The sequence below is a fragment of the Brumimicrobium sp. genome, assembly GCA_023957385.1.
In the GTDB taxonomy this organism is placed as follows: Bacteria; Bacteroidota; Bacteroidia; order Flavobacteriales_D; family Crocinitomicaceae; genus Brumimicrobium.
Genome location: JAMLGZ010000001.1, coordinates 2,369,445 through 2,382,402 on the forward strand (window position 1 = coordinate 2,369,445; position 12,958 = coordinate 2,382,402).

At 36.8% G+C, this 12,958-nt stretch carries 11 protein-coding genes; 3 read left to right on the forward strand and 8 right to left on the reverse strand.

Going from position 1 to position 12,958, the window contains the following annotated elements; all coding sequences use genetic code 11:
- Nucleotides 1-28: 28 nt before the first annotated feature.
- The 8 genes from M9897_10390 to paaA form a co-directional block, all read right to left on the reverse strand.
- The gene (locus M9897_10390; protein MCO5269288.1) at nt 29-5,020 is read right to left on the reverse strand and encodes a gliding motility-associated C-terminal domain-containing protein; all 4,992 of its coding nucleotides are present in this window, start codon (nt 5,018-5,020) and stop codon (nt 29-31) included.
- A gap of 16 nt (nt 5,021-5,036) precedes the next feature.
- Nucleotides 5,037-5,381 (reverse strand): hypothetical protein, encoded by a 345-nt coding sequence (locus M9897_10395; protein MCO5269289.1) that lies wholly within the window; start codon nt 5,379-5,381, stop codon nt 5,037-5,039.
- 125 nt (nt 5,382-5,506) lie between these two features.
- Nucleotides 5,507-6,487: a pyruvate dehydrogenase complex E1 component subunit beta gene (locus M9897_10400; GenBank protein ID MCO5269290.1), complete on the reverse strand. Its 981-nt coding sequence runs from the start codon at nt 6,485-6,487 to the stop codon at nt 5,507-5,509.
- A gap of 167 nt (nt 6,488-6,654) precedes the next feature.
- Nucleotides 6,655-6,864 carry a hypothetical protein gene (locus M9897_10405; GenBank protein MCO5269291.1) on the reverse strand — a complete coding sequence of 70 codons (210 nt, stop codon included), beginning with the start codon at nt 6,862-6,864 and terminating at the stop codon, nt 6,655-6,657.
- Nucleotides 6,865-6,901: 37 nt separating this feature from the next.
- Nucleotides 6,902-7,396: a phenylacetate-CoA oxygenase subunit PaaJ gene (paaJ, locus tag M9897_10410; protein ID MCO5269292.1), complete on the reverse strand. Its 495-nt coding sequence runs from the start codon at nt 7,394-7,396 to the stop codon at nt 6,902-6,904.
- 10 nt (nt 7,397-7,406) lie between these two features.
- Nucleotides 7,407-8,165, reverse strand: a complete 759-nt coding sequence (gene paaC, locus M9897_10415) for a phenylacetate-CoA oxygenase subunit PaaC (GenBank protein ID MCO5269293.1) — start codon at nt 8,163-8,165, stop codon at nt 7,407-7,409.
- A gap of 9 nt (nt 8,166-8,174) precedes the next feature.
- Nucleotides 8,175-8,462: a 1,2-phenylacetyl-CoA epoxidase subunit B gene (paaB, locus tag M9897_10420; GenBank protein MCO5269294.1), complete on the reverse strand. Its 288-nt coding sequence runs from the start codon at nt 8,460-8,462 to the stop codon at nt 8,175-8,177.
- 45 nt (nt 8,463-8,507) lie between these two features.
- Nucleotides 8,508-9,461, reverse strand: a complete 954-nt coding sequence (gene paaA / locus M9897_10425) for a 1,2-phenylacetyl-CoA epoxidase subunit A (GenBank protein ID MCO5269295.1) — start codon at nt 9,459-9,461, stop codon at nt 8,508-8,510.
- A gap of 622 nt (nt 9,462-10,083) precedes the next feature.
- Between paaA and paaK the strand changes: the two genes are divergently transcribed.
- From paaK to M9897_10440, 3 genes are read left to right on the forward strand one after another with little or no spacing between them, the layout of a single operon-like run.
- Entirely contained in the window at nt 10,084-11,172 is a 1,089-nt protein-coding gene (paaK, locus tag M9897_10430; protein ID MCO5269296.1) for a phenylacetate-CoA oxygenase/reductase subunit PaaK, read from the forward strand.
- A 4-nt stretch (nt 11,173-11,176) separates the two neighbouring features.
- Entirely contained in the window at nt 11,177-12,271 is a 1,095-nt protein-coding gene (locus M9897_10435) for a 2Fe-2S iron-sulfur cluster-binding protein (GenBank protein MCO5269297.1), read from the forward strand.
- The gene (locus tag M9897_10440; protein MCO5269298.1) at nt 12,264-12,953 is read left to right on the forward strand and encodes an SDR family oxidoreductase; all 690 of its coding nucleotides are present in this window, start codon (nt 12,264-12,266) and stop codon (nt 12,951-12,953) included. The genes M9897_10435 and M9897_10440 overlap by 8 nt, the downstream gene beginning before the upstream one ends.
- The last annotated feature ends 5 nt before the right edge of the window (nt 12,954-12,958 follow it).

Below are 12,958 nucleotides of genomic sequence, written 5' to 3' on the forward strand. Positions count from 1 at the left end.
TCTGTAGATAATATGTGAGAATAATTATTTATCTTTTTATATAAACAAATCCTTTAAATAGCTCTCCTGCCTTGGGAGTTTCTTTCTCTCCACCTAGTTTTACTAAATAATAATAGGTTCCTTCCGGCAAAGCTTCTTTACCTACATTTAAATTGCTTTGCGAAGTGCCGTCCCAATCATTTTGATAATCTTCATCATGGTACACTTGTAATCCCCAACGTGTATAAATCCATACTTCCGTATTTGGATATGCTTCTAGATTCTCAATATGAAAGAATTCATTGACACCATCTCCATTTGGTGAGAAGGACTCTACGATAATTATATCACACACCTTAATTGTTAAATCAATAGTAGCCGCTAACGCTGAACATCCAAAACCATTTTCAGCATATACATAATATGTTCCTGTATGATTTGTAGTTCCTTTATCAATCTGATAAGTAGTCCCCTGACCTACCACTTCATTATCATAATACCATGTATAATTTAATGCGTTAGGGTTGCTAATTGATAACAACACTGGTGTACCACTACAATAACTTTCTTGACTATATGTAGAATCTACTATCGGAAGCGGATTAACAAAAATTGCCAATGAACCATTTCCTATACATCCATCTTCTGTAGTAACTGTAACATTATACATACCATCATTAATCGATTGAGCATTTATCACAGAAGGGTTTTGTTCAGTGCTCGTAAAGCCATTTGGTCCTGTCCATTGATAACTAGGATTATTACCCACATTATTCATACCTAACACTATGGTAATATCTTCCCCTTCACACAAAGCTGCATCTTGCGGCGAAATGATAAATGGGGTAGGATTAATAACAATACCAACTGTATCAGCAGCAGAAATACAACCTTGATCTGTTGTTGCCACAACCGTATATACACCTTCATTATTTTGTGTAGCTGATGTTATAGTAGGGTTTTGCGAAGTACTAGTATATCCGTTAGGACCAGACCAAGAATAAGTGGTAGTAGTTCCTCCATTGGTAGTTGATGCATTCAATTGAATCACATCCCATTCGCACACACCATTTTGTAAAGCAGAGCCTATTACTTCCGGTGCTGCATTTATAAAGGTGATAGTTACTGATTGACTAATAGAACAACCAGCATCATCTGTTACAACCACTGTGTAAGAGCCTGCAGTTAAATTTGTGGCAGTTGCATTTGTTCCTCCTGATGGGGTCCAAGCATACGTATAATTTCCAGAACCACCCGATGCACTCACATTTGCACTACCGTCAGTACCATTTTCACAGGTAACATCTGTAACACCATTAATAGTTGCACTTGGCGCTGCTGGGTTACTAACTACCACTGTTGCTGATTCTGAACATCCTTTAATATCCGTTACAGAAACATGATAAGTTCCTGCACCTAGACTAATAGCAGTTGAACCACTTTGACCGTTTGAATCATCCCATTGGTATGAGTATCCTCCATTTCCACCTGTAACCCCCACTGATGCTGTACCATTATTAGCGGAACAATCTGAATTAGTAGAACTTGGTGTTAAAACAATAGCTGCCGGCTCAGTAATAACAACACTTTGCGTATTTTGACACATATTAGCATCAGTTACTGTAACCGTATAAGAATTAGGGCCTAAATTAGATGCAGTTGCTGCATTTCCTCCAGAAGGACTCCATGAATAACTAAAAGGACCTGATCCAGATGCTGATACAGATGCTGCTCCATTATTATATCCATTACATAACACATCTGTTTTAGAAGATAGACTAACGGATGGTAAGGCGTTTACCGTAACATTCACACTACCTTGTGCAGAAGGACAAGAACCTGCTCCTGTTACAGTTACTGTATATATACCACTTGCTGCTGTACCTGCATTAGAAACATTTGGATTAGCAGAAGTGCTATTAAATCCATTTGGCCCATTCCATGTATAAATCGGATTTGTTCCTCCATCTATTGCATTTGCGTGTAACTGAATGTTACTACCTGCACATAAAGTTATTGCATCAGCTGTAGGAGCTACCGTTGGAGTTGGGTTTAATTCTGTAACAGTATATGTTTCCAAACTTGAACAACCAGCACCATCAGTCACCTTTACCGTATAAGAGCCTGCGGCTAAACTAGTAACACTTGCGCCCGAGCCAACATTAGGTGTCCATTGGTATGTATATGATCCTGATCCACCCGAAGCATTAACCGCAATGCTTCCTGTACTATTTCCTGCACAATTCACATTTTGAAGGTTATTCAAAGTAATGGAAGGACTAGCTAAGTTACTCACATTTGCTGTAGCAGTTTTGGTACAACCCTTACTATCTGTAACGGTAACCGTATAAGTATTTGCTCCTAAATTAGTAGCCGTTTGTGTAGTTTGTCCACTAGGATTCCAAGAGTATGTATATCCCCCATTTCCTCCCGAAGGGTTTGCTGTAACAGTACCCGTATTTGATGTACAAGATGACTGAGTAGCACTTGTTGTAACAGCTAATACAGTAGGTTGAGAAATAACCACACTCGAAGTATTTATACAGCCATTTCCGTCCGTTACCGAAACTGTATAAGTGCCTGGGGCTAAACCACTAGCTATAGCTCCATTCCCACCTGAAGGACTCCAAGTGTATGAAAAAGGTCCATTTCCAGAGGCTGTGGCTGTTGCTGTACCATTATTTGCGCCATTACATGTAACATCTGCTTTTGTTCCAATATTTACAGTAGGTTTGGCATTTACGGTTACATTCACTGATGCAGTATTTGTACATCCATTTTGACTACCCGTTACTGTATATGTCTGATTGCTAGCAGGAGTAACTGTAACAGAAGGATTAGATCCCAAACCACCGCTCCAAGTATAACTAGTAGCGCCACTAGCAGTAATGGTAACAGATTGACCAGTACAAATCGCAGTATTATTTCCAGTAGATAGCGTAATAGATGGTTTTTGTTTCACAACAACTTGAACCGTTAAACTCTGTTTATGATCACACAAACCAGTTACCACACAAGTATAAGTTGTCGTAGATGACGGTGTAACAGTAACACTTTGAGTAGTTTCCCCACTATGTTGCCATTCGTAACTAGTTGCTCCTGGAGGTGCTGTTAGCACAACGCTTCCCCCTTGACAAATAGGAGAAACTGGATTTATAGATGGAAACTGAACTCCTGAATTAGCACTAATTGTATAATTACAAATATCCCCCGCAAAGCCATCAATCATTAAAATATAATCATTTCCGACGGTCAATCCATTGGCTGTAAGTGTAAATTGGCTCGCACTTTCTTTAAATTCAGAAACCGGAGTAAAACTTGCGCAATTATTTGCAGCAAAAACTTGCATTTGAATTCCCTTTCCTCTATAACAATCGCCAATATTCACATTTAAGACAGCAGTAGTTGCAGCTGCTGTAAATCGTATCCAAGAGTTATTATCAATTTGAACATCAAGATTTGGAGATTTGTACAATGGATTAGTCCAAAGTCCAAAAATACCTCCTTGGTCAACTCCAGGTGTATATGTATAAGTTGGTGGATTATTAGTTTCGCAGTTTCCTCTCATATTTCCAGGTCTATCAGCCGTATAATATGCACCTGTTGTTCCTTTATATCCATTAATATCGCAGATATAAAGTGCATCCGAACAATTATCATTCGTGGCATCGGTAACACATAGTCCAAATTGTCCTTTACTAGACGAACCCCAATTCCAAAAACGAATATAAACTGTTGAACCCGGAGTTAATCCTGATTTTGTAATAAAAGGCATTAATTTAGAATTGGGAGAAGCCAGAGATGTTGGGTAACAAGAATGGTCATTAGAATATGCAATTTGGGTCAAACTAGAACAAGTTCCTGTATATAACGCCATTACTCCATCGGTAGCAGCTCCTGTCCCAATATTCGGTTCCATAGTAACATGAATAGTTCCAGAAGGAGGCACAACAACTTTAAACCAAACGTCACCAGCATTAGTTGTATATCCTGTTGTAGAACCTGTCTCACATCCTGGGTCTGTAGGTGTATGAGTAGGTGTAGGTGCATTTCCTACAGGTGTTTGCGTTGCCCCAACATTTGTAAATCTTGAATAATTACATGCAGAAGTTACCGTCGGTAAACTAATTGCATTACACGGTTCATCGTTGGTAGGTGCAGGCGAGGCTGCTCCCGTAATACAAATACGAAATGCATCTGTCCAATTTGTATAATAATCATAGACACGGATATAATATACTTGACCAGGTATCAAACCAACGGCATTAATAACCTCTTGATCACCAAACCATCCATTATCAGAACAAATAATCGTATTTAATGTCGTACAACTACCACTAAACAACTCAACTACAGGATCCATTAAACCTGTTCCAACACCAGAAGGGTCTACCGTGATAGTCTGAACAGAGTTTGTAGCTGTAAATTTAAACCACACATCGTCGTCAGCAGTTCCAGCACATCCCGGATAGGATTGTGTAGCCCAATCATTATTAAAGGTGGAATAGCTACAGCTCGTGTTTACATTTAAATTTATTGCATTTCCGCAAATATCATTTGCTGGTGCTGTAGGAGCTTGGGTAACACATATTGTAAATGTTCCTGAACCTGAACCAGCTAAGTAATGATACACACGGACTCTATAAACTTGACCTACCACGAAATTTGTTCCGTTATAAATTTCAGTACCTCCACTCATGGTATTATCCACACACCCCATGCTTGCTAGAGTAGAGCAAGAACCTGAAAAAACCTGTAGTACAGCATCGAATCCAGCACTTCCCACCACTTTAATTTGTTGTGATGTAGATGTGGCAGTAAACTGATACCACACGTCATCGTCAGCATTTCCTACACATCCGGGTATATTTTGAGAGGCTCCAGTAGTATTTCCTGAAGTATTGACACAGTTGTTATACGAATTAACATTCAATGTTTGGGCATACGAACAATTATCATTAGATGGCTGCGCAAATGAGTTAACTGAAAAAACAAATACGGATAATAAAGCTATAAATAATTTATACACTAATCGTTTCATAAGAAGGTTGTTCATTTTATTTAATACGTCTAAGGTCTTTAGGTTCTAAATTGTTTCTGATTAACAAATTCTTTAAATCAGCAACATTGAAAGGGTCTTTTAAATCTTCTCTACCTATAATTTCTTCATAATTAACATAAATCATGATAAAACCTTCTCCTTTTTCTTTTTTGTAAAATCCTTTGGTTTTAGTTATACCATCGAGTTGTGCCACCTGATCGGCAATACTCGTAACCAAAGCCGAATCAATATCTGCCACAAAACTATACCCATAGACACGTTCCTCAACGGTTATATCTTGTTTTTGAGCAATTAATATAGTAGGAAGAAGAAGTAATAGTATCACACAATATTTTCTCATATTGTAGTAGTTTAAAATTTATTCCTACAAAGTAACAGAATAAATTTAAAATCACAAATTTTATTTAACAAAAATGGCGAAAATATTCAATCTCCGCCATTTAATATTCTCAAAATTATTTGCGTTTAATTTCTATATAGCGTTGCTTTTACAGCTTTCACAATTCTATCCACATTCGGTAATGCTTCTGCCATTAAAGAGGGAGAAAATGGGAATGAAGTATCAGATTGTGTAACTCTCATTACCGGGGCATCTAAATAATCAAATGCATAACGTTGTAAATGGTACGCAATTTCAGAAGATATAGACGCTAATGGCCATGCTTCTTCAACGACAACACATCTATTAGTTTTCTTCACAGATTCAACTACTGCTGGATAATCTATTGGACGAAGAGAACGAAGGTCTATAATTTCACAATCAATCCCTTCATTTTTCAAAACTTCCGCAGCTTTATGCGCTTCTTTGATGATTTTTCCAAAAGAAACAATAGTCACATCTCTTCCTGGTCTTTTAACATCTGCTACTCCAATAGGAATCAAATATTCCCCTTCAGGAATCTCTCCTTTATCACCATACATTTTTTCAGATTCCATTACCAATACTGGATCATCATCACGTATAGCCGATTTAAGCAAACCTTTAGCATCAGCCGGTGTGGAAGGTGTCACCACTTTTAATCCTGGCACATGTGCATAAAAAGATTCAAAAGCTTGAGAGTGAGTTGCTGCCAATTGTCCAGCTTGACCATTTCCTCCTCTAAATACAATAGGAACGTGATATTGACCACCTGACATTTGTAGCATTTTAGCAGCACTATTAATAATCTGATCTGATGCTAATAAGGCAAAATTCCACGTCATAAATTCAACAATAGGTCTCAATCCATTCATTGCGGCTCCAACACCAATCGCTGAAAATCCTAATTCCGCAATGGGAGTATCAATAACTCTTTCAGGTCCAAACTCATCCAACATTCCTTTGGAAACTTTATATGCTCCATTGTAATTAGCAACCTCCTCACCCATTAAGAAAACATTCTTATCGCGACGCATTTCTTCAGTCATCGCTTCATTTAGTGCCTCTCTAAATTGAACTACTCTCATTGTTTACAATATTTTAAAATAGGAAAAATTATTTCCAAGGGGTAAAACTATTAATTTTTGTTATTAAATAAAAGAAAGAAGAGATTTTTCTTATTCCAACAAACCGAATAGGCACAAAAAAATCGGAGTAAAAAATTTACTCCGATTTAAAGTCATTTTGTAAAAGATTATTTCTCTACTTTTTCTAAGTCCATACCACATACAGGGCATTGACCTACCTCGGTATATGTTTTACCATCTTCGCAATCCATTGGACAAGCCCAAGTTTCTGCTACCACTTCTTCTTTTACTTCAGCTTCTTTGTTACCAGAACAACTTGTAAATGTACCTGCTAAACAAAATACTGATAATACTACTAATGTCTTTGCTATTTTCATAATTCAAATTTTATACAAAGTTAAGTATTTTTTTGAATTATCTGTGACATTTAAAGTATTCAAAAGGCTCATGACAGCTATTACATTTATACATGGACTTACAAGCAGTAGCTCCAAATTGAGAAACAAGCTCAGTATCAACAGATTTACATTTAGGACAAGGTACTTCCGGTCCTTTTCCAAAAAGTGCATATTGATCTCCACCTTCTTGAGGAGGAGCTATGCCATATTCTTCTAATTTCCTACGACCTTCTTGAGTCATCCAATCTGTTGTCCAAGCAGGCGCCAACACGGTTATCACCTCTGCTTGAACTCCTTTCTCTTTGAGCTTCATACGAGTGTTTAGCTCCATGATATTCATCGCAGGGCAACCAGTATAAGTTGGAGTCATGGTGACTTTCCATGTACCATCTCCTTTTTTTTCGACTTTACGAATAACCCCTAAATCCACCAAAGAGAGTACAGGAATTTCAGGATCTATAACTTCCTCAAGTATTTCCCAGATATAATCTTCTGTTAATTCTTTAACCATTCTTATTTTTCTACCACTTTAATCCTGGATAAGTTCTTTGCATATACTGTAATTCAGTGAGCAAATACCCTAAATGTTCAGTATGTGTACCTTTTCTTCCAATACCAAACTTCCATGAACCTTTGTTCCAAGTCAAAGTAGCTTCGTCTAAGATACCTTTCACATTTGCATCATACGCTGTACGAAGTTTAGAAACATCTGGAACGATTCCCTCTTTTATCAATAATTCATCTACCTCATCCATATAGAATAATTCATCCACAAAGCGAGCTAATTCATCTAAAGAAGTCTGAACACGTTGATGAGACTCTTCAGTTCCATCTCCTAAACGTATCATCCACTCTGCAGAATGTTTAGCATGGTATTTTATCTCCATGAGTGTTTTAGCAGCAATAGCAGCAACTTGGGCATCAGAACTTTTAGTCAATTCTTCATATAACAATAATTCGAATTGATCAAAGAAAAACTGGCGAACAATAGTTTTTCCAAAATCGCCATTAGTTTGTTCGACAAGTAATACATTTTTATATTCGATCTCTCTTCGTAGATATGCAAAATCATCTTCCGTTCTACCTCTATTCTCAACCTGGGCTGCATATTTATACAGCTCAGTTGCTTGTCCAATTAAGTCTAAGGCTAAATTTGATAGTGCAATATCTTCTTCCAAAATCGGTCCATGTCCGCACCATTCTGAAAGACGGTGTCCTAAGACAAGACTATCATCAGCCTTTCTTAGTAAATATTCAATTAAAGCTTCTTGTTTTGTCATCGCGCAAGTTTACATGTTTTTAACTCCTTCTGGAACTTCATAGAAAGTAGGGTGACGGTAGATTTTTGTTTCTGCCGGATCAAATAGAGGTCCTGACTCAGCTGGATCTGTTGCAAAAACATTTTTAGATTCTACCACCCAGATGCTAATACCTTCATTTCTTCTAGTATATACATCACGTGCGTTATTAACAGCCATTTCAGCATCAGGAGCACGTAAACTTCCTGCATGCTTATGGTTTAAACCTTGTTTACTTTGGATAAATACCTCCCATAGAGGCCATTCATTATTACTCATTTTAGTATGTTTTAAATTTTATAAATCAATTTTATTTTTTGTTCATTATGATACCATCACTTTGCGAGCTGATTTCTTCTTAGCATAAGCTAGCGCAGCATCTCTCACCCACGCTCCATCTTCTTTTGCTTTGGTACGAGCTGCTATTCTTTCTGCATTACAAGGTCCATTACCGGAAATAACTTCTTTAAATTCTTCCCAATTAATAGGTCCATATTCATAATTACCTGTTTGCTCGTTGTATTTCATATCCTTATCCGGAACAGTTAAACCAGCATATTCAATTTGTGGAACCACATTATTAATAAATTGCTGTCTTAACTCGTCATTGGAGTGGCGCTTAATCTTCCACTTCATAGATTGTTCTGAATGTTTAGAGTCTTTATCTGATGGGCCAAACATCATAATAGAAGGCCAAAACCATCTATTTAACGCATCTTGAGCCATCTCCTTCTGCTCAGGAGAACCTTTAGCTAAACCTAAAATAATTTCATAACCTTGTCTTTGGTGAAAAGACTCTTCCTTACAAATCCGAATCATCGCTCTGGAATAAGGTCCATAAGAAGTACGACATAAAGGAACTTGATTGACAATTGCAGCTCCATCAACTAACCATCCAATTGCTCCCATATCTGCCCAAGATAAAGCCGGGTAGTTAAAGATACTGGAATATTTAGCTGTACCTGCGTGTAATTTATCAATTTCATCTTCGCGGCTTGCTCCTAAAGTTTCCATGGCACTATAAAGATAAAGTCCATGTCCAGCCTCATCTTGTATTTTTGCCAATAATGTAACTTTACGCAACAAACTAGGAGCTCTAGTTACCCAATTTGCTTCAGGTAGCTGCCCTACAGTTTCAGAGTGAGCGTGCTGAGATATCTGACGGATAAGCGTTTTTCTATACGCTTCCGGCATAAAATCCCTTGGCTCAATTTTGATTTCTTGATCGATCTTTTCTTGGAAACTCTTCTCTAGAGCTTCTAGATCTTTCGGATCCATGCTTGTTTTCTCCATTATTAGTAAAGGGTTTTAAGTTTTTTTAAATTCTGTCGTAACAAAAATAGACAATTTTATCTTTTTTTTTATAAAAAATTTAAAAAATGTTTGCGATTTAATTTTAACATTCTGATTATCTATGACTTATGAGACAATTCATTCAAGTAGGAGTAAACCCTTTAAAAGACTTAACTGGAATATCAGAATAGCCAAGTGTGTCATAACCCGTTGTGCATTTACAAAAACTAATAAAATCAATAATCTCTATTATATCTGGATTGTTTTTAATCTGCGATGATGTAAGAAAATAGAAATTATTAAAAAAAAATAGACCCCGAGCAACCAAGGTTCTCGGGGTGACAATTGTTGGGGGCTACTATCGGTCGGCAAAGCCGACCGCCTTACCCTCTCTATGTATTGTCACCCCGACGGACGAAGGAGTGTCGGGGTCTAATACTATTAATTTATATTTTCTTCTAAATGCACAACGGGTGTCATAAACTATTTTCTTCTAACCATTCAAGCACAAATTTGTCCTCTTTATCCTTATAATTGTTTTATTATCGAATTATAGACTAAATTCAGGCAGATTTTATTATTTTTGCGGTCAAAATTTACAAAGAACATGAACCCAAGATTCCATACTTTAAAAATTAAGGATATACGAAGAGAGACAAATGATGCTGTATCATTTTCAATAGAAATCCCTAGTGAATTAAAAGCAGATTTTCACTACAAACCAGGGCAACATCTTACTTTTAAAAGAATTTTAAACGATGTGGATGTAAGACGTTCTTATTCTATTTGTTCTGCTGAATATGAAAATGAATTACGTGTGGCTGTAAAGAAAATTCCAAATGGAAAGTTCTCTTCTTTTGTAAATGACCAACTAGCCGTGGGAGATGAAATTGAAGTAATGAACCCTATGGGAAACTTCACTACTGAAATCAATGCAAATACAACTAAAAATTTTGTGTTTTTTGCTGGTGGTAGCGGTATTACTCCAATTATGGCTTTAACCAAAACTATTTTACATACGGCTAAAAATAGCACTGTCTCTTTAATTTATGGGAATAGAGGATTTAGTCATATTATCTTTAGAGAAGAAATTGATGCGTTGAAGAATATGTATATGGATCGATTGAGTGTAATGCATATCTTCAGTGATGAAAAAATTGGGAATGAATTACAAGAAGGACTTTTAAACAAAGAGAAAGTCACAGAATTATACAATGCAATCCTCGAAGGAGATCAGGTAGATGAGGTATTTGTATGCGGTCCACAACCTATGATTATGGCGGTGAAAGAAGTTTTTGAAGAAAAAGGTATGAATCACCATCAAATTCATTTTGAACTATTTACAAATCCTGATCAAGAAGCTAAAGAAGCAGCACAACATCCTACCGCAGCACAACATATTGGTGAGAGAGTAACGGCACAAGTTTCAGCGATTATTGATGGTGAAATGATGACCGTAGAACTTTCCACTGATGGAAAATCTATCTTAGATGCTGTCAACGACGCAGGTGGCGATGCCCCATATTCTTGTAAAGGAGGTGTTTGTAGTACTTGTAAAGCAAAAGTATTGGAAGGAAAAGTATTCATGGATAAGAACTACGCCTTGGAAGAGGATGAAGTAGAAGCAGGTTATATATTAACTTGCCAATCTCACCCACTTACTGAAAAAGTTACAGTTTCTTACGACGAGTGGTAACATCATGGGGTTATTCAATAAACTATTTGGAAAGGACAAAGCTGTACCTAAGAAAAAGGAAACATCTACAGCTCTGTTGAAAATAAAAGAAATTCAACGACTTACATCAGATGCTGTAAAAGTTATTTTTGATATTCCGACAACATTAAATGATTCTTTCCAATTCATTCCAGGGCAATATCTTACGCTTATTTTAAAGATAAATGGCAAGGAAGAACACCGCTCCTACTCTATCTGTAGCGGAATAAATGAAGATTTAGCCATAGGAATCAAGCAAATTCCAAATGGAATAGTTTCAACGTATTTTAACACACAAGCCAAAGCTGGAGATGAAATCGAAGTTGTTTTCCCTACCGGGAGATTTACTTTAACAAACTCCGAAGGAAATTATATAGCAATTGCCGGTGGAAGTGGTATTACCCCCATTTTATCTATTGCAAAATCTATCCATAATTCTTTGAGTGGTAAACTCCATATTTTATATGGAAATAGAGATGAGACTTCTATCATGTTTGCAGAAGAAATAAATCAATTAGACACTTCAAAAGTTAGTGTTACTCATATTTTTTCTGAACAAGAAAAGGACGGGATATTATTCGGAATGCTTACAGAAGAAAACATTACTTCTTTCTTCAGAAACAACTTAGCTTTATTAAAAGCGGATGGCTTCTATATTTGTGGTCCTGAACAAGTGATTCTCAATACACAAAATGCTCTTAAAACATTTGGTGTCTCTGAAGATAAGTTACATTATGAATTATTTACCACTCCTGTAAATCTAAAATCAACAACTGCAACAACTCCTTCTGATTTTCAAGGAATTGCTCAAGTAACAATCATTTTAGACGAAGAAAAGGAGACATTTGAATTAGCCTCAGACGGTAGTTCCATTCTAAGTGAGGCGGAAAGTTATGGCATGGATGCTCCTTACTCTTGCCGAGGAGGTGTGTGTAGTACCTGCAAAGCCAAAGTTCTTGAAGGTTCTGCTAGCATGGATAAGAATTTTACCCTAACTGATAAAGAAGTGGCTGAAGGTTATATATTAACTTGCCAGGCACATCCTAGCAGTCCAAAAATAATAGTTAGCTACGATGAATAAAATTATTGTTGTCATAGGAGCCAGTCGCGGAATTGGAAAAGAAATGGTATTACAGTTTGCAAAAGAAACAGAAAATACAGTCATTGCCTTAGCTCGCAACGTGGAAATCATGCAACAAACATTTACTGCTCCAAATATTCATGCAGGTTATATCGATTTGAGTTCAGAAGATTTACACGCGCAATTGGATAACGTGCTACATGCTTATCCAAGAATAGATATTGTTATCAATAACGCAGGAACTATAGTTAATAAGCCATTCATTGAATTAACCCGCACTGAAATCAACTCGTGTTATCAAGTGAATTCTATTGGAATTATGCACGCTACGCAGTATATGGTTCCTAAGATGCTAGCAAATGGGGGACATATCGTAAATATCTCAACAATGGGAGCTTTTCAAGGGAGTGTAAAATTTCCAGGCTTAGCTGCCTATTCTAGTTCCAAATCTGGGATTGTTACATTTACAGAGCTTTTTGCAGAAGAATACAAAGAAACGTCAATCAAGATGAATTGCCTTTGTTTGGGAGCTGTACAAACTGAAATGTTGGAAGAAGCATTTCCAGGCTATAAAGCACCTCTAACACCCGAACAAATGGCTAATTACATAGTAGATTTTGCATATAATGGCCATCTGTTTTATAATGGAAAAGTGCTACCAGTGAGTAGTTCTACTCCATAAGATAG